This window comes from Arthrobacter globiformis (assembly GCF_030818015.1).
Taxonomy (GTDB): Bacteria; Actinomycetota; Actinomycetes; order Actinomycetales; family Micrococcaceae; genus Arthrobacter; species Arthrobacter globiformis_C.
Genome location: NZ_JAUSZX010000001.1, coordinates 235020 through 252719 on the forward strand (window position 1 = coordinate 235020; position 17700 = coordinate 252719).

Consider the following 17700-nt stretch of genomic DNA (forward strand, 5'->3'; position numbering starts at 1 on the left):
CTCCACGCACCGGCCCAAGCATCGGCCACCAGGCTGCCGGCAGAGCTGGCATCACTGGCGGGGATGGGGAAATCCTTGTAGTTCCGGCTAAGCTGTCTGCAGCGCTCCCATCCCTGGGTTTGTTCGCGGTCGGCCATGCGCGGACCATGCAGGTTCAGGGACTTGGGGGCAACGGTCTTGTGGGCTCCTTGCGAGTTCCCGTTCAGAAAATGGCAGCAGCAATGAAAGGCGGCACCCTTCCGTGAAGTTCAGAGTCGAACGGGACGTCCTGGCAGAAGCCGTCACATGGACAGCCCGGTCGTTGTCTCCGCGGCCGCCCGTACCGGTGCTCTCCGGCCTCCTCCTCAAGGCCGAATCCGGAACCGTCAGCCTGTCCAGCTTCGATTACGAGACCTCCGCACGGCTTGAAATTCCTGCCGACATCAGGGAGGAAGGCACCATCCTGGTCTCCGGCCGGCTCCTGGCGGACATCTGCCGCAGCCTGCCCTCGGCGCCGGTGGACATCGAAACCGACGGCAACAAGGTGACACTCACCTGCCGCCGAAGCAGCTTCCACCTGGCCACCATGCCCGAGGCTGAATACCCGCCGCTGCCTGCGCTGCCCACCATCACCGGAACTGTCGCCGGTGACGCGTTCGCCCAGGCTGTATCCCAAGTGATCATCGCCGCGAGCAAGGACGACACCCTTCCCATCCTCACGGGCGTGCGGATGGAGATCGAGGACGACCTCATCACCCTCCTGGCCACGGACCGTTACCGGCTCGCCATGCGGGAAGTTCCCTGGAAGCCCGTCACTCCGGGCATCTCCACCAGTGCCCTGGTCAAGGCCAAAACGCTGAACGAGGTCGCAAAGACTCTGGGCGGCAGCGGTGACATCAACCTGGCCATCGCCGACGACGACAGCCGGCTTATCGGCTTTGAAAGCGGCGGACGCACCACCACGTCGCTGCTGGTCGACGGCGATTACCCCAAGATCCGCTCGCTGTTCCCGGATTCCACGCCGATTCATGCCACGGTGCAGACCCAGGAGCTCGTGGAGGCGGTCCGCCGCGTCTCGCTCGTGGCAGAACGCAACACCCCGGTCCGCCTCGCCTTTACGCAGGGCCAGCTGCACCTCGACGCCGGCACCGGTGAGGACGCCCAGGCATCGGAAGAACTTGAGGCGCAACTCTCGGGCGATGACATCACCGTTGCCTTCAACCCGCACTACCTGGTTGAAGGCCTCAGCGTGATTGAAACCAAGTTTGTGCGCTTCTCCTTCACCACGGCACCCAAACCTGCCATGATCACCGCGCAGAACGACGTCGACGGCGAGGACCAGGACGACTACCGCTACCTCGTGATGCCGGTGCGCCTGCCCAACTAAGCCACATCCCAACTAGGTAGCAGCTGAGGGGCTTCCGAGCCTTCAGAACGCCTTGAGCTGCTACCTGTTTGGGTGGACCGCCATCCCTAACCATCCGCGCAGAAAAGAGTTCACACGGTGCATATCGGACTGATCGGCCTTGGAAAAATGGGTTTCAACATGCGCGAACGGCTGCGCAAGGGCGGGGTCGAGGTCACTGGCTTCGACCGCAACCCCGAGGTCACCGATGTTGCCTCCACGGACGAACTCATCGCCGCCCTTCCTGCGCCGCGCCTCATCTGGGTCATGGTTCCGGCCGGTGAAATCACCGACGCTGTCATCACCGAGCTCGGTGCCAAGCTGCAGCCCGGCGACATGGTGATCGATGGAGGCAACTCCCGCTTCACCGAGGACCAGAAGCATGCCGCGGCCCTCGCCGAAAAAGGAATCCGCTTCGCTGACTGCGGCGTCTCCGGCGGAGTCTGGGGCCTTCAGAACGGTTACGGTCTCATGGCCGGCGGCGACGCCGAGGACATCGAACGTGCCCTTCCGGTCTTTGACGCGCTCCGTCCCGAAGGCGACCGCGCGGACAGCTTCGTCCATGTGGGCAGCGTCGGCGCCGGCCACTACGCCAAGATGGTGCACAACGGTATCGAGTACGGCCTGATGCAGGCCTACGCGGAAGGCTATGAACTCCTCGCCGCCAAGGAAATCGTGACCGATCTCCCCGGCACTTTCCGCGCCTGGCAGAAGGGGACAGTTGTCCGGTCCTGGCTTCTGGACCTCATGGTGAAGGCCCTGGACGAGGATCCGGGACTTGCCTCGATCGACGACTACGTCGAGGACTCCGGTGAAGGACGCTGGACCGTGGAGGAGGCCATCGCCAATGCGGTCCCCGCCCCCGCCATCACCGCTGCGCTGTTTGCCCGGTTCGCCTCCCGCGAGGACAACTCGCCGGCAATGAAGATGGTGTCCGCGCTGCGCCACCAGTTCGGCGGGCATGCCACCCGTCCGGCCAAGTAGCTCCGTGTCCGGGTTCCGGCCGGCTTCCGGACCGACGGTTCCCGAGAATTTGAAGATCGCGTGTACCTAGAACACTTGTCCCTGACCGACTTCCGCAGTTACGCCCAGGTGGATCTCCGGTTTGATCCGGGGGTCACGGTCCTGGTCGGTTCCAACGGAATCGGCAAGACCAACCTGATGGAAGCCATCGGCTACCTGGCAACCCTCAGTTCGCACCGGGTCAGTGCTGACGGTCCCTTGCTCCGTTTCGGAACGGACCGCGCCCTGATCCGGGCAAAGCTGGTCCGGGGCGAACAATCCACCATTTTGGAGCTGGAGATCAACGGCGGCCGGGCCAACCGGGGACGCATCAACCGCAGCAACCCCGTCCGGGCGAGAGACCTGCTGGGCATCTGCCACACCGTCCTCTTCGCCCCGGAGGACCTGGCGCTCGTCAAGGGTGATCCGTCGAACCGCCGCCGCTTCCTGGACGAGCTCCTGGTGAGCCTGATTCCCCGGCACGCCGCCACCCGCAGCGACTATGACCGCGTGCTTAAACAGCGCAACGCACTGCTGAAGTCGGGACGGGCCGGAAAGTTCACCGCCGGCCACGAAGCCACCCTCGATGTCTGGGACCAGCACATGGCACGGGCCGGAGCGGAGCTGCTCCATGCCAGGCTGGAACTCGTCGAGCGCCTGCGGCCCCACCTCAACAATGCCTACGCTCAACTGACCGATGGCTCCAAGGCCGCGGATGCGGTCTACCGCTCAACTCTGCAGAACATGATGGACGACGACGGCGAGCCCGCCAGCCCTTCGGCAGCTCCATCGGGGCAGGCAACCCCGGCCGAGGATCTCGGGCTTCTGTCCGTGGATGAGCTTGCCGAACGCTACGTCCAGGCCTTCGCGGCGTCCCGCCGCAGGGAACTCGAACGGGGCATCTCGCTGGTGGGTCCGCACCGCGACGAGCTGGAACTCGTGCTGGGGCAGGCACCGGCGAAGGGCTACGCCTCGCACGGTGAAACGTGGTCCATGTGTCTGTCCCTGCGGCTGGCGTCCTACTACGTCATGCTCGACGACGCCCGCACCGGAGGCTCAGCACCGATCCTCATCCTGGACGACGTTTTCGCCGAACTTGATGTCCAGCGGCGGCGTAAACTGGCGGAAATAGTTGCCGGCGCCGAGCAGGTGCTGGTGACCGCCGCCGTCGACGCCGATATTCCGGACGAGCTTGCGGGCCGGCGGGTGAAGGTTATCCCGGGAGGAATCGATGAACAGGGATAAGGACGGCGGCCTGCAGCCGGGCCGCGATCCCGATGAAATCGATGCCGCCCAAGCGGCGCTAAACAGGATGCGTGAGGCAGCGGCCGCACGCGGAGAGGTCCGCCGGAAAGCGCCGCGAGCAGGCGGCAGCCAAAAACCACGTACTGGAGCCCAGGGAACGCGGGGCTTCAGCCAGTTCCACTCCACCGGACGCGATCCCTTGGGGCTGGGAAAAGTCGTGGGGCGGCTGGTCGCCGAACGCGGCTGGACCTCCCCGGTGGCCGTCGGCTCGGTTATGGCCGAGTGGCCGGCGCTTGTGGGACCAGAAATCGCTGCCCACTGCACGCCGGAAAGCTTTACCGACACCACTCTCCATGTCAGGTGCGACTCCACGGCCTGGGCGACGCAGCTCCGGTTGCTCAGCATGAGCCTGCTCGAAAAGTTCCGCACCGAACTCGGTGACGGCGTGGTCACCAGCATCCATGTGCTGGGCCCGGCCGCACCGAACTGGCGCAAGGGTGGGCGCACCGTCAACGGACGCGGGCCTAGGGACACCTACGGATAGCGGCCACAATTGCGGACAATCGGGACTAAATCCGTCGGGTGCCGCTTCTTCCGATTGTGCTTTTCGGGAACAGACCCCAAACGGCGTGCAGGGCGCTTAAACCGCCGTCGACCGTATAGGAGTCCAAAAAGGGGACTGCTGGAGCCTTGCAGGCGGGGCCAATGGCCAGCGAGAGGCACATTGGACCGCGTCGGCGCCCCGCCAATGCATGGATCAACCATGTTTCACGATAGAATTCCTCTAGATAACTGGGCGCCGGTGAAACGTTGACTGAGTCCGTTTTCCCGCGCTCCTTCCCGCGCGGGAACGGTTCCGCAGGGCAAACACGCAGCTGGCGCTGGCAGTGACGTGCCTTTTGGCGGACGCCCTTTCCCCGGCGGACGGCGGGGTCCGGCCATCATCGAACATAGAGGAGTCGAAAGCGCCTGTGGCTAACGACAATGCAGATATCGAGACAGTGGAGCCTGTAATGGAGGATGCCCTGACGTCCGGCACACCGGCTGAGGCGGCCACACCGCGGGAGTACGGCGCCAGCGACATCACGGTTCTTGAGGGCCTCGAGGCCGTACGGAAACGGCCCGGCATGTACATCGGCTCGACCGGTCTGCGCGGCCTGCACCACCTGGTGTATGAAGTGGTGGACAACTCCGTGGATGAGGCCCTCGCAGGGTATTGCACGCACATCGAAGTTGTTCTGCAGGCAGACGGCGGCGTCAAGGTCACTGATGACGGCCGCGGCATCCCGGTAGACATCCACCCCACCGAGGGCAAGCCCACGGTCGAGGTGGTGATGACCATCCTGCATGCGGGCGGTAAGTTCGGCGGCGGCGGCTACGCCGTGTCCGGTGGCCTTCACGGCGTAGGCATTTCCGTGGTCAACGCCCTCTCCACCCGCGTGAACACGGAGGTCCGCAGGCAGGGACACGTCTGGCGCATGTCCTTTGCCGACGGCGGCAAGCCCCAGGGCGCCCTGGTCCAGGGCGAGGAAACTGCCGAGACCGGAACCACCCAGACCTTCTACCCGGATCCGAGCATTTTCGAATCCACCTTGTTCGACTTCGAGACGCTCCGCGCGCGTTTCCAGCAGATGGCCTTCCTCAACAAGGGGCTGAAAATCACCCTGACGGACGAGCGCCAGGCGACGGCCGGCACGGACGAAGCCGGCGACCTGGACCTGGACGGCGTGCTGACCGAGGGCGAGGTCCTCGCCGAGCACCGCACCGTGGTGTACCAGTACAACGATGGCCTCCTTGATTACGTCAAGCACCTGAACTCGAGCAAAAAGGTGGATGTTGTCCACGAGGACGTCATCGCGTTCGAGACCGAGGACACCGAGCGGCACATCGCCGTCGAGATGGCAATGCAGTGGACCACAGCGTATTCCGAAAGCGTCCACACGTACGCCAACACCATCAACACCCACGAAGGCGGCACCCACGAAGAGGGGTTCCGCGCCGCGATGACATCGCTCATCAACCGCTATGCGCGCGAGAAGACCATCATCAAGGAAAAGGACGAGAACCTTACCGGCGACGACATCCGCGAAGGCCTGACGGCCGTCATTTCCGTGAAGCTGTCCGAGCCGCAGTTCGAGGGCCAGACCAAAACCAAGCTCGGCAACTCCGAGGTCAAGGGCTTCGTGCAGCGCGTGGTCACCGACCAGCTCGGCGACTGGCTGGAGCGGAACCCCGGCCCCGCCAAGGACGTCATCCGCAAAGCCATTTCAGCGGCCCAGGCCCGCATGGCCGCGCGCAAGGCCCGTGACAACGCGCGCCGGAAGAGCCCTCTGGAGTCCTTCGGCATGCCGGGCAAGCTATCCGACTGCTCCTCAAAAGATCCCTCGAAGTGCGAGGTGTACCTGGTGGAGGGGGACTCGGCAGGCGGTTCAGCCAAGCGCGGGCGCAATCCCGAAACGCAGGCCATCCTTCCGCTCCGCGGCAAGATCCTGAACGTGGAGCGCGCCCGTCTGGACAAGGCGCTTGGCAACAACGAGGTCCAGTCCATGATCACCGCGTTCGGCACGGGCATTGGCGAGGACTTCGACCTCAGCAAGCTGCGCTATCACAAGATTGTGCTGATGGCTGATGCCGACGTTGACGGCCAGCACATCACCACGCTGCTGATGACGCTGCTGTTCCGCTACATGCGACCCCTGATCGAGAACGGCTACGTCTACCTCGCCCAGCCGCCGCTGTACCGGATCAAGTGGTCCAACGCACCGCACGACTACGTCTTCAGCGACCGTGAGCGCGACGCCGTCCTGGTTTCCGGCCAGGCAGCAGGCCGCCGCATTCCGAAGGAAAACGGCATCCAGCGCTACAAAGGCCTGGGCGAAATGGACTACACCGAGCTCTGGGACACCACCATGGACCCGGACCGGCGTACCCTCCTGCAGGTGACCATGGAGGACGCAGCAGCCGCTGACCAGATTTTCGCCGTGCTGATGGGCGAGGACGTCGAGTCGCGCCGAAACTTCATCCAGCAGAACGCCAAGGACGTCAGGTTCCTCGATATCTAGCGGTTTCCGCCCTTGATATTCCAGAACCGACATATACCTGAAACGGAAAATACAGACTATGAGTGATGAAACACCCGAGGTCCCGGTCGAGTCTCCGGACGGCACGGAGCCGGTGTTGGAGGGCGACGTGCTGGTCGACCGCGTGGAGCAGGTGGACCTGCAGACGGAGATGCAGCGCTCCTACCTCGACTACGCGATGGCCGTTATCGTCGGCCGTGCGCTGCCGGATGTACGCGACGGGCTCAAGCCCGTTCACCGCCGCGTGCTCTATGCGATGTTCGACGGCGGCTACCGTCCGGACCGCGCCTTCAACAAGTGTGCCCGTGTGGTGGGCGAGGTCATGGGCCAGTACCACCCGCACGGTGACACGGCGATCTACGATGCCCTGGTGCGCCTGATCCAGGACTGGACCATGCGGTACCCGCTGGCGCTGGGCCAGGGTAACTTCGGCTCACCCGGCAACGACGGCGCCGCGGCCCCGCGGTACACGGAAACCAAGATGGCACCGCTCGCCATGGAAATGGTCCGTGACATCGACGAGGAGACCGTCGACTTCCAGGACAACTATGACGGCAAGAACCAGGAACCCACGATCCTCCCAGCGCGGTTCCCCAACCTGCTGGTCAACGGGTCCTCGGGCATCGCCGTCGGCATGGCCACCAACATCCCGCCGCACAACCTCCGCGAGGTGGCCGACGGCGTCCAGTGGTACCTGGCCAACCCGACCGCCAGCCGCGAGCAGCTCCTCGAAGAACTGCTCAAGCGCATCAAGGGACCGGATTTCCCCACCGGCGCCACCATCCTGGGCCACAGGGGCATCGAGGACGCCTACCGCACCGGCCGGGGCTCCATCACCATGCGCGCCGTGGTGAATGTCGAGGAGCTGCAGGGACGGACCTGCCTGGTAGTCACCGAGCTGCCCTACCAGGCCAACCCAGACAACCTGGCCATCAAGATCGCCGAACTGGTCAAGGACGGCAAGGTCCAGGGCATCGCCGACCTCCGGGACGAGACGTCCGGACGCACCGGCCAGCGCCTGGTCATCGTCCTGAAGCGCGACGCCGTCGCCAAGGTGGTGCTGAACAACCTCTACAAGCACACCCAGCTGCAGGAGAACTTCGGCGCGAACATGCTGGCGATCGTGGACGGAGTGCCGCGTACGCTCAGCCTCGACGCCTTCATCCGGCATTGGGTCACCCACCAGATGGATGTCATCGCGCGGCGCACCCGCTATCGCCTGCGGAAGGCTGAGGAAGAAGCGCATATCCTGCGTGCGCTCCTCAAGGCACTGGACATGCTGGACGAGGTCATCGCCCTGATCCGTGCCTCGAGCACCACCGAGGCAGCACGGGATGGCTTGATGCAGCTGCTGGACATCGATGAGATCCAGGCCCGCGCCATCCTGGACATGCAGCTCCGCCGGCTGGCTGCCCTGGAACGCCAGAAGATCCAGGACCGCCACGCCGAGCTCGAAGCGATGATCGCCGAGTACAACGCGATCCTCGGCTCGGAGGAACGCCAGCGCTCGATCATCAGCGAGGAACTCGCCGAGATCGTGGCCAAGCACGGCGACGACCGCCGCACCCAGATCCTGATGGGCTACGACGGCGACATGTCCATGGAAGACCTCATTCCCGAAGAGGAAGTGGTGGTCACCATCACGCGCGGCGGCTACGTCAAGCGCACGCGGAGCGACAACTATCGTTCGCAGCAGCGCGGCGGCAAGGGCATCAAGGGTGCCCAGCTGCGCGGCGATGACGTGGTGGAACACTTCTTTGTCACCACTACCCACCATTGGCTGCTGTTCTTCACCAACTTCGGTCGTGTGTACCGGGCCAAGGCCTACGAACTTGCCGAGGGCGGCCGCGACACCAAGGGCCAGCATGTGGCAAACCTGCTGGCCTTCCAGCCGGACGAGCACATCGCCCAGGTGCTTGACCTTAAGGACTACCAGCACGCGCCGTACCTGGTGCTGGCCACCAAGCGCGGCCTGGTCAAGAAGACCCGGCTGGAGGACTACGACACCAACCGGTCCGCCGGCGTCATCGCCATCAACCTCCGGGATGAAGACGAGCTGGTCTCCGCCCAGCTGGTTTCCGAGACGGATGACCTCATGCTGGTGTCCCGCAAGGGCCAGTCGATCCGTTTCACGGCCACTGACGACGCGCTGCGCCCCATGGGCCGCGCCACGTCCGGCGTGACAGGCATGAAGTTCCGCGAGGACGACGAACTGCTCGCAATGAACGTGGTGGCAGAGGGCTCCTACGTCTTCGTTGTGACGGAAGGCGGCTACGCCAAGCGCACCGCCGTCGAGGAATACCGGCTTCAGGGCCGCGGCGGCCTCGGCATCAAGGTGGCCAAGCTCGCCGAGGAACGCGGGGACCTTGTGGGCGCCCTGGTGGTCCAGGAGGAAGACGAGGTCCTGGTGGTCATGGGCGGCGGCAAGGTGGTCCGGTCATCCGTGACCGGCGTTCCTGCCAAGGGCCGCGATACGATGGGCGTCATCTTCGCAAAGCCGGACAAGAATGACCGCATCATCGAGGTTGCCCGCAATACGGAACGTGGCCTCGAAGCCGAAGTTGAAGCCAGCGCCGAGCGGGAGTCCGAAGCCGACCACACGGATGAACCGAGTGCGTCAGAAATCTTGGCTATCGCCGCTGATGACGTAACGTTGGCTGAAGATGCCGGACCAGACGAGGAATCCGCAGAGGCGGCTTCAGGACTGGCCGAAGAAGCAGAAGGAACGTCCGGCGATGCTGAGGCGAACGAAGACAACACCGGAGGTAACGAGTGAGCAATCCCGACTCATTTCCCAAGCCGAGCAGTAATGGTCCCGGCGGGATGCGTCAGCCGGCATCCGCTCCCCGGGTGAATGCCCCGGTGCGTCCCCAGCAGAGCCCGGCCACGCCGTCGGGCCTGCCCGGCCAGCCTCCCGCAGGTGCGGGACAGCGCCCGGCGCCCGCAGGGCAGCGCCCGCAGGGCCAGCGGCCGGCCGCGCCGGCACAGCGCCCGGCAGCCCCCGGGCAGCGGCCCCAGGCCGCGCAGGGTGCGCCAGGGCTGGTCAAGCCCGCTCCCAAGGCCAAGGTGCGCCGTGCCCGGCTCCTGGTCAGCAAGGTTGACCCCTGGTCTGTCCTGAAAATGGCGTTCCTGCTGTCCGTCGCGCTCGGCATCGTCACCGTGGTGGCTGCCATTGTGCTGTGGACCGTGCTGGACCTGACCGGCATCTTCGACCAGGTGGATAGCCTGTTGGGAACGCTCGCCGGTTCCGAGGGCGGTGGCTTCGAACTGAAGAAGGTCGCCTCGCTCGGCCAGGTGGCATCGTTCGCGACGATCATCGCCGTTGTGAACGTGGTGCTGCTGACCGCCCTGTCCATGCTGTCAGCCGTGCTGTACAACATTTCGGCTACCCTCGTTGGCGGCATCGGCGTTACCCTTACGGACGACTAAATCCCTGTATTTCCGCGGAAAACCCCGCGAAAATGCCTCGATTTGAGATCGGGCCGGGATGTGCTGTAGAGTCTTGTCTCGGCCCGATGAGGCATCGGGGCGTATAGCTCAGGCGGTTAGAGCGCTTCGCTGATAACGAAGAGGTCCCAGGTTCAAGTCCTGGTACGCCCACGGAACCTGCACAGGTTCAAGTAGAGGTTTAGGCCGGATTCCCCGGGAATCAAGCCGGAACGGGGTGCGTGTGAAGAAGTTGCTGGTTATTGCAGCTGCGATCGCAGGCGCCCTCCTCTACAAGAAAAAAGTGCAGGAATCCGAAGCCCGGAAAACAGTCTGGAGCGAATCAACCGACAAGGTTGAATAGCCCGGATCCCGGTGCGAGGCTGGTCAGTCAGGCTCCGCAACTAGGGTATGATGGACGGGTTGCTTCTTATGGGGGCATGGCGCAATTGGTAGCGCACCTGCTTTGCAAGCAGGGGGTTCGGGGTTCGAGTCCCCGTGCCTCCACCATAAGAAAGGTCCCGGTCGGAAACGACCGGGACCTTTGTTCTTTTGCCGGTACGTGCTTTGCCGGCACTTTCTTTGCGGGCGCGGCCGCCGTTCCAGCGCACCGTTTCCGGCCCACTACTGTGGAAACGTGAATCTCTTCGTTGCTGCCTTGGGCGTCCTGGGCGTGGCTTCGTCAGGACCGCTCATCGCCGCCACGCTAGGCGCCACCACTGTCACGGCCCTCGCCATCGCTTTCTGGCGCAATGCCATCGCGGCAGCCGTCATGGCCGCTCCCACGCTGATTCGGGAGCCGCGCCGGTTCGGACGCATCGGGCGTTACGAGTTCCGCTGGTCGCTCGTTGCGGCCGTGGCCCTAGCCCTACACTTCGCCTGCTTCATCACGTCCCTGCAGCTGACTTCCGTGGCTGCCGCCACGGCCCTCGTCTGCCTGCAGTCCGCCTGGATCGCGGTCATTCAGCTATTCCGCGGGGTGCAGCACCCCTGGCAGGTCCTGCTGGGCCTGGGCTTCTCCCTCGGCGGCGTAGTGGCCATCACAGGTTTCGACCTGGGCGCCTCTCCCGACGCCCTGCTGGGTGACCTCCTGGCCATGGCCGGCGGACTCCTTGCGGGCATCTACACCCTGGCCGGAGGCCGGGCCCGCCAGAGCATGACCACCGGAACCTACACGTCCCTTTGCTATGGCATGTGTGCTGTCCTGGTAGCGGTACTGGCAATCTTCACCCACCAGCCCTTGACCGGGTTCGACGCCGGGGGCTGGCTGGGGATTCTGGCAATCACCGTGTGCGCCCAGCTCTTGGGACATACGGCATTCAACCACCTGCTGGCCACCATGAGCCCGCTGCTGGTGTCCATGATCATCCTGCTGGAAATACCCGGTGCGGCCCTGCTGGCCGCCGTGTTCCTGAACGAGACGCTGCCGGCAGGCACCTACGCCGGACTGGCGCTCATCCTTGTGGGCCTCACCGTCGTGGTGGCCGGACAGCGGAACGGCAAAGGCGGGCGGGGCAAGCCGCCCGAGGAGCGCCCGTTGGCGGAGCTGGGGGCTGACTGACGACGGCGGTCGCCCGGCCCGGGCTGTTACGCCGGTTCCGCCAACTTACGGCGGGTTCCGGAAGCTTCCCGCGCGCCGGGCTACTCTTCCCGGCGGGTTACTGGCCGCCGCGGCGGACAGGCTGGCTGGTGTTGACGGTGTGGATGGCGCGCAGCAGCTTGGCTGGGAAATACACCGAGAAGAACACCACCATGGGCGCCTTGAGGGCCATCTTCTTCACGTTGTGGGCCTTGTAGGTGCGGTCGAAGCGCGTCACGTAATACCTGTAGTCGCGGGGTGAGTCCTCAAGCCGGCGGGCCGACATCCCGGAGACCATCTGCGGCCAGTACTGGACTTTGAGATCGTGGTCCGCGAGATGCAGGGACAGGTCGATGTCCTCGTGCATCTCGTCCTTTTCGTCCCGGCAGGTTTCGCTGCGGATGGTCTCCCAGGCAGAGCGGCGGAGTGCCATGTTGGACCCGAACAGGAAGTGGTACTGGTGCTTGGCCAGCTTCAGCATCAGCTGGCGCATTTTGTCATCGGCCTTGAGGCCGAAGCGTCGCATCGGCATGTCGTAGTAGACCACTGGCCCGGTGGCGGCCGACGTGGACAGGTCCTCGAAAGCCTTCTGCACCTGCTCCACCCAGTCAGGTTCAACCACGGAGTCGGCGTCGATCCGGCCCAGGATGTCCCCGGTCGCGTTGTCCATGCCGAAATTGCGGGTAGGGATTAGTCCCTGTTCCCTGTCCTGGCGGAGCAGGATGATGGGGCTCTCCGGATACTCTTGCTGCATCTGCGTGACGATCGACGCCGTGCGGTCCTTGGACATGTTGTCCACCACGATGATCTCGTGCGCCGGAACCGACTGGTACACCGCCGCGATGAGGCACTGCCGGATGACACTTTCCTCGTTGTAGGCCGGGATAACAATTGATACGCGCAACTCAGTGTCAGTCAAGGCATCCTCTGCGGATCTATCGGGTGACATCACCTCAAACTTAGCACCGATGCTTTCCATCCCGGCGGCACCGCCCCTGTCCGCCTGAAAGGTATGCGGATACGTCCGCAGAGACGGCAGGAGGGGCTCCGCGGCTGCGGAACCCCTCCTGTTTCTGCCCTCACGGGCACTTGACTAAGCCTTCTTGTCGGCACCGTTCTCGGTGTTGGACGCGATGTTCCTCACCGCGGCGTTGGCATCGGTGGCAACTTCACCGGCGTCGGAATCAGCGTCCTCGGCCACGTGCTTTGCCTTGTCGAAGCCTTCAGCTTTGTCCTCTTCCAAGGAGGCCAACTCTTCCAACGACGTCGACGTGGTTGCTGCGGGAACCGGGGCCGGAGTCTCGGACACGGCGCCTTCAGCAACCGGAGCCGTGGTGGTTGCAGCCGGCGTCGACGGTGCGGGCGACACAGGGGTGGGGGTCTTCCACGGGTCCTCGACCGGCTTTGAAGCCTTCCACGCGGCAACGCCGGCGGCCACGGCCGCGGTGATCACTCCGAAAATGAGGAGTCCGCGCTTCTTCGGCTTCGGGGGCTCCACTACGAGCGCCTTGCCCGTCACTGCCCGACTGGCCTCGTTAGCGGCTGACTTCAGGTGCCCGCCGGCCACATGGGCCTGTTCCTGGATGGTGTGGATGATGCCGACGTCGCCGAGCTTCTGGGCCACTGCGTCAACGCGGGCCGGCGCGCCCTCGAGCGTCCTGTGGACAGCCTCGGAAGCGGTCCCGATCTGGTCCGAGAGCCGGGGAAGGTATTCAACCACCACCCGGTCGCGGGCCTGGGCAATAACGGGTGTGGCCCGGTCCAGCGCATCGTGCATGCGCGGGGTGGCGCCTTCCACGACATCGTGGATCTTGGGGGCAAGCTGCGCCAGGCCGTCCTGGAGCCGCGGCGTGACCGTGGCCACGCCGTCGGCAAGGTTGTAGGCCGCCACCTTGAGCCCCTCCTGGATCTTGGGGGAAGCGGTATCAATGCCGTGCTGCAGGCGCGGAACTGCCCAGTCCACTGCTGCTTCCACGCGGTCTTTTGCGTTCTCAACCGCAGAACTGACCGACAACTCCAGTTCGCGGGCAATACGATCCGATTTCTTCACAACTACCTCCCGATTAATGTGACGGTTCTGTTGTTAGCCTACGTGTACGAATAGCCGGGCTGCTATCGTTCCGGCGGATTCGCGGTGGATTTCACCCAGCGCGGAACTGTCTTTTCCGCCCGGGTTCGCGTTGACCCGCCGTGAAAGAATGGCCCTATGACTGCCTCAGCAACTGCAAAAGCAACCATCCACACCAGCCTCGGCGACATCGTCGTGAACCTCTTCGGCAATCACGCGCCCAAGACTGTTAAGAACTTCATTGGACTGGCCACCGGCGAACAGGCCTGGACCCACCCGGAAACCGGCGAGGACAAGACGGGCACGCCGCTCTACAACGGCACCATCTTCCACCGCATCATCAAGGACTTCATGATCCAGGCCGGCGACCCGCTGGGCCGCGGCACCGGCGGACCGGGCTACCGCTTCGATGACGAGATCCACCCGGAGCTGAACTTCAGCGCACCCTACAAGCTGGCCATGGCCAACGCCGGTATCCAGATGGGCAAGGGAACCAACGGTTCTCAGTTCTTCATCACCACCATCCCCACCGACTGGCTGCAGGGCAAGCACAGCATCTTCGGCGAAGTTGCCGATGAGGAGTCCAAGAAGGTTGTGGACGCCATTGAAGGTGTCCGCACCGGCATGGGCGACCGCCCGGTTGAAGATGTGACCATCAACAGCATCGACATCGAGCAGCTCTAGCCACATGAGCTACGGAACTCCGGCGGCGGAGCCGTCAGCGCAGGTACCGGTGTGCCCCCGGCACCCGGACCGGCCCTCGTATGTCAGCTGCCAGCGTTGCGGGCGGCCGGCATGCCCCGAGTGCCAGCGCGCGGCCGCCGTCGGGTTCCAGTGCGTTGACTGCGTCAACGAAGCAAGGCGTACGACGCCGACAGCACGGACCGCTTACGGCGGTGCCGTTGCGTCCGGCAAGCCTGCGGTGACGTACGCGATCATCGCCTTGTGTGCCCTGCTGTTTGTTCTGCAGTGGGTGCTTCCCGGAAACGCGGTGTTCCGGACCCTCGCCTACGCGTCGGTTTATGCAACGCCCGAGTACGGGGTGTTCCAGCCCTGGCGCATGCTGACCTCGGCGTTTCTGCACTCCCAGGGATTCCTGCTCCACATCGTCCTGAACATGTACACGCTGTGGATTTTCGGCCAGGCGCTCGAACCGCTGCTGGGCCGGATCCGCTTCCTTGCTGTTTACCTGTTGTCCGCCATCGGCGGGTCGGTGGGATACCTTCTTCTGACACCGATCCTGCCCGAGGGCGGCCCCGTGGGCCTGGTTGGCGCTTCCGGCGCGATTTTCGGGCTGTTCGGCGCCATGCTCGTGGTGCAGCGCCACCGTGGCGGTGAGACGAGGCAGCTCTGGGTACTCATCGCAATCAACGGCGTCATCGGCTTCATGGTGCCGCAGATCGCCTGGCAGGCACACCTGGGCGGTTTCATCACGGGCGCCCTGTGCGCAGCCGCCATTGCCTACGCGCCCCGCGGTCCGCGACGCAACATTCTGCAGGCCGGAGGGCTCGCGCTCGTTCTGGCCTTGCTTGTTGCTGCTTCCTGGTACCGTGTGCTCGTGGCGTCCTGACGGCTTTCTGCCAGGCTCTCAGTTCCGTACTGGCGTAGCTGCGGTGCCGGCGTATCCGCCTGACGCCGGCACCCCGGCAACTCGCCGGCGCCCCGGCCCCCTCCCCCGCAAGGCCCCTGCTCTCCGAAGTGGGGGCATTTTTGTTTCCGCAGCGCACAGAGGCCTACGGGCTCGCTCGTTCCGTTTTGCCCACCGCTTCCCCACCGGACGCAGCCCGGCGAGTTTTCCACAGCGGTTATCCACACTGTTAATAACTTACACAGCTGTAAGTCACCGTCCAGGCCCCGAGATAGCAGGCTGCTGAGCCACTTCCGATCAATGTGCACGCTTCTGTCCACACCTGTGGATAACTTTGGCGCGCGCGGCTGTGGTTAAGTGGACAACTTCACCCAAATTTCACCGCGGACGGGTGTTCTGGGCATAAACAGACACCTAACTGCGCGTGTGGGGGTTTTGATTGCGCCCTTTCAACAGGGTTATTCACACTGTTAATAACTCACAGATGTCTCATTCCAACGTTCAGGTGCCCCGCAACGCCTAGATTCTGCCGTTCATGGCCACGATGCCCACAAGTTTTCCCCAGCTGTGGATAACTTGTGGGTAGCCGCCTGTTGCTAAGTGGATAACCCTCCACGTGTCCACACAGTCCCCGTGTAGTCTCTGACTGACAGCCACGAGGTGAACCCGTCGGACCCCAAGGAGCAATGACGTGAGTACCCACAGCCACATCTTCCTGGACAAACACCACCCCGCAACCTGGCGGGCGCTGAATGGGCTGGGGCTAAAGGCCAAGGAAGCGATGATTGAGGCCGGCCTGGACGCGAAACTCATCGAACTGCTCAATGTCCGGATATCGCAGATCAACGGCTGCGCTTATTGCCTCGACATGCACGTCACGGATGCAGTCAAGGGCGGCGAATCCGCTCAGCGCCTGGCCGTCTTGCCAGCCTGGCGGGACACTGCGGTGTTCGAGGACCACGAGCGTGCCGCGCTGGCCCTGGCCGAGAGTGTCACGGTTCTTCCGGACGCCCGCACGCGCGATCTGGAAGATGCCTACGCGCGGGAGCACCTCACCGACCAGCAGTATTCAGCGGTGAGCTGGCTCGCCATTGCGATGAACGCCTTCAACCGCGTTTCCATTACCAGCCAGCATCCGGTCCGGCCTGAAAAGGGCTGAACGCCGAGGTTTTCCACAGTCATTTCCACAACTGTTAATAACTTGAAAAATGCAAGTTTCCTCGCCCCGGCGGCGCAAACCGGGCAAGCGGGACCTGTCCCGCGGCCGCAACCAGCGAAGTTATCAACAGTGTGGATATCTTTACCAACACGTGTGGACCGGTAGGTGCGGGGCGCCAGAGTGCTCGGCAGCGGTTAGGCCCAGACGCCTGAGGTTCCCCGGCGGTGGCTGTCCACAAGATGTGTGTCCACCATGCCGATGGCTTCCATCAGGGCGAACATGGTAGTTGGCCCCACGAAGGCGAAGCCCTTCTTCCTCAGCGCCTTGGAAAGAGCGATGGACTCAGGAGACGTGGTGGGCACGTCCGCGTATGTGGTGGGGGCAGGGGTGGAAGTTGGCTGGAACTTCCAGACAAAATCAACGAGCCCGCCCTCGTCCCGCAGCGCGATGGTGGCCCGGGCATTGGTGATTGCGGCCCGGATCTTGAGGCGGTTGCGCACGATGCCGGGGTCCTGAAGGAGTCGCTCGACGTCGGCCTCGGTAAAGGCGGCCACGGTTTCGGGATGGAAATTGTCGAAGGCCGCACGGAAGGCAGGGCGTTTGCGCAGGATCGTTGCCCACGACAGGCCCGCCTGGAAGGCCTCGAGGCTGATGCGCTCGTAAAGGCCCTGCTCGTCCCTGACGGGCAGGCCCCATTCAGTGTCGTAATACTCGCGCAGAAGGGGGTCCGTGGACGCCCACAGCGGACGGGCCAGGCCATCCTCGCCGATGATGATGCCTTCTGCGGTCATGGGCTTCGGCTCAGGAGCGCCAGCGCGTGGTCATCAGGAAGCCCACGATCGCGATGCCGAACCCGGCAAGGATGTTCCAGGACTCCCACGCCTGGACAGGCAACTGGCCTTCGCTGATGTAGAAGGTGATGATCCAGAGCAGGCCGATGATCATCAGGCCGAACATGACCGGTTTGAACCAGACAGGGTTCGGTTTGTAGGCCTCGGTGGAAACGGGCTCGGCCGGGCGGGCAGGCTTCTTACGTGGCTTTGACTCGGGCACATGTCCTCCTTGGCGGCTGAATCAAGAGGAGGGACCGGGGCTTGATATCCTGCTGTGAGGGGATTGCCCGCGGTCTGCACACTCTTGGTCAGGTCTGAAGTCTTACTAGCAGCCAA

General features: G+C 64.1%; 15 protein-coding genes, 2 tRNA genes and 1 pseudogene. 14 read left to right on the top strand and 4 right to left on the bottom strand.

The window, feature by feature from the left end:
- Positions 1-241 precede the first annotated feature (241 nt).
- The 11 genes and pseudogenes from dnaN to QFZ23_RS01145 all read left to right on the top strand — a co-directional run bounded on the left by dnaN (position 242) and on the right by QFZ23_RS01145 (position 11698).
- Positions 242-1366, top strand: coding sequence for a DNA polymerase III subunit beta (gene dnaN / locus QFZ23_RS01095; protein WP_306920122.1), 1125 nt, complete (start codon positions 242-244; stop codon positions 1364-1366).
- A 90-nt stretch (positions 1367-1456) separates the two neighbouring features.
- Positions 1457-2368: pseudogene (gene gnd / locus QFZ23_RS01100) on the top strand (phosphogluconate dehydrogenase (NAD(+)-dependent, decarboxylating)); the annotation flags it as partial.
- Between the two features lie 60 nt (positions 2369-2428).
- Positions 2429-3631: a DNA replication/repair protein RecF gene (recF, locus tag QFZ23_RS01105; RefSeq protein ID WP_306920123.1), complete on the top strand. Its 1203-nt coding sequence runs from the start codon at positions 2429-2431 to the stop codon at positions 3629-3631.
- Positions 3618-4175, top strand: a complete 558-nt coding sequence (locus QFZ23_RS01110; protein ID WP_306920124.1) for a DUF721 domain-containing protein — start codon at positions 3618-3620, stop codon at positions 4173-4175. The genes recF and QFZ23_RS01110 overlap by 14 nt, the downstream gene beginning before the upstream one ends.
- A gap of 427 nt (positions 4176-4602) precedes the next feature.
- On the top strand, positions 4603-6693 hold the full coding sequence (gene gyrB, locus QFZ23_RS01115) for a DNA topoisomerase (ATP-hydrolyzing) subunit B (RefSeq protein WP_306920125.1): 2091 nt from the start codon (positions 4603-4605) through the stop codon (positions 6691-6693).
- A gap of 58 nt (positions 6694-6751) precedes the next feature.
- Positions 6752-9487 carry a DNA gyrase subunit A gene (gene gyrA / locus QFZ23_RS01120; protein WP_306920126.1) on the top strand — a complete coding sequence of 912 codons (2736 nt, stop codon included), beginning with the start codon at positions 6752-6754 and terminating at the stop codon, positions 9485-9487.
- Positions 9484-10140: a DUF3566 domain-containing protein gene (locus tag QFZ23_RS01125; protein ID WP_306920127.1), complete on the top strand. Its 657-nt coding sequence runs from the start codon at positions 9484-9486 to the stop codon at positions 10138-10140. Before gyrA ends, QFZ23_RS01125 begins: the two co-directional genes overlap by 4 nt.
- 97 nt (positions 10141-10237) lie before the next feature.
- A tRNA-Ile gene (locus QFZ23_RS01130) sits at positions 10238-10311 on the top strand.
- A 70-nt stretch (positions 10312-10381) separates the two neighbouring features.
- Positions 10382-10501, top strand: a complete 120-nt coding sequence (locus QFZ23_RS01135) for a DLW-39 family protein (protein ID WP_219726545.1) — start codon at positions 10382-10384, stop codon at positions 10499-10501.
- 70 nt (positions 10502-10571) lie between these two features.
- Positions 10572-10647, top strand: a tRNA-Ala gene (locus QFZ23_RS01140).
- Between the two features lie 127 nt (positions 10648-10774).
- Positions 10775-11698, top strand: coding sequence for a DMT family transporter (locus QFZ23_RS01145; RefSeq protein ID WP_306920128.1), 924 nt, complete (start codon positions 10775-10777; stop codon positions 11696-11698).
- A 97-nt stretch (positions 11699-11795) separates the two neighbouring features.
- Here QFZ23_RS01145 and QFZ23_RS01150 read toward each other — a convergent pair whose 3' ends face one another.
- Together QFZ23_RS01150 and QFZ23_RS01155 are read right to left on the bottom strand one after the other, a co-directional pair.
- Complete coding sequence (locus tag QFZ23_RS01150; protein WP_306920129.1) at positions 11796-12665, bottom strand: glycosyltransferase; 870 nt, start codon at positions 12663-12665, stop codon at positions 11796-11798.
- Positions 12666-12809: 144 nt separating this feature from the next.
- Positions 12810-13766 carry a hypothetical protein gene (locus QFZ23_RS01155; RefSeq protein ID WP_306920130.1) on the bottom strand — a complete coding sequence of 319 codons (957 nt, stop codon included), beginning with the start codon at positions 13764-13766 and terminating at the stop codon, positions 12810-12812.
- A gap of 156 nt (positions 13767-13922) precedes the next feature.
- Here QFZ23_RS01155 and QFZ23_RS01160 point away from each other — a divergent pair, with 156 nt between their 5' ends.
- The 3 genes from QFZ23_RS01160 (at position 13923) to QFZ23_RS01170 (ending at position 16531) form a co-directional block, all read left to right on the top strand.
- Positions 13923-14468 (top strand): peptidylprolyl isomerase, encoded by a 546-nt coding sequence (locus tag QFZ23_RS01160; protein ID WP_306920131.1) that lies wholly within the window; start codon positions 13923-13925, stop codon positions 14466-14468.
- Positions 14469-14472: 4 nt separating this feature from the next.
- Positions 14473-15354: a rhomboid family intramembrane serine protease gene (locus QFZ23_RS01165; protein ID WP_306920132.1), complete on the top strand. Its 882-nt coding sequence runs from the start codon at positions 14473-14475 to the stop codon at positions 15352-15354.
- A 709-nt stretch (positions 15355-16063) separates the two neighbouring features.
- Positions 16064-16531, top strand: coding sequence for a carboxymuconolactone decarboxylase family protein (locus QFZ23_RS01170; RefSeq protein ID WP_306920133.1), 468 nt, complete (start codon positions 16064-16066; stop codon positions 16529-16531).
- Between the two features lie 194 nt (positions 16532-16725).
- Here the strand turns inward: QFZ23_RS01170 and QFZ23_RS01175 are convergent, their stop codons facing one another.
- Together QFZ23_RS01175 and QFZ23_RS01180 are read right to left on the bottom strand one after the other, a co-directional pair.
- Positions 16726-17322 (bottom strand): DNA-3-methyladenine glycosylase I, encoded by a 597-nt coding sequence (locus QFZ23_RS01175; protein ID WP_306920134.1) that lies wholly within the window; start codon positions 17320-17322, stop codon positions 16726-16728.
- 10 nt (positions 17323-17332) lie between these two features.
- Positions 17333-17584, bottom strand: a complete 252-nt coding sequence (locus QFZ23_RS01180) for a cell division protein CrgA (protein WP_306920135.1) — start codon at positions 17582-17584, stop codon at positions 17333-17335.
- Positions 17585-17700: the final 116 nt, after the last annotated feature.

Coding starts and splice junctions, on each gene's coding strand:
- QFZ23_RS01110 (WP_306920124.1), top strand. CDS start 3,618: ATGAACAGGGATAAGGACGGCGGCCTGCAGCCGGGCCGCGATCCCGAT.
- gyrA (WP_306920126.1), top strand. CDS start 6,752: ATGAGTGATGAAACACCCGAGGTCCCGGTCGAGTCTCCGGACGGCACG.
- QFZ23_RS01150 (WP_306920129.1), bottom strand. CDS start 12,665: ATGTCACCCGATAGATCCGCAGAGGATGCCTTGACTGACACTGAGTTG.
- QFZ23_RS01160 (WP_306920131.1), top strand. CDS start 13,923: ATGACTGCCTCAGCAACTGCAAAAGCAACCATCCACACCAGCCTCGGC.
- QFZ23_RS01165 (WP_306920132.1), top strand. CDS start 14,473: ATGAGCTACGGAACTCCGGCGGCGGAGCCGTCAGCGCAGGTACCGGTG.
- QFZ23_RS01175 (WP_306920134.1), bottom strand. CDS start 17,322: ATGACCGCAGAAGGCATCATCATCGGCGAGGATGGCCTGGCCCGTCCG.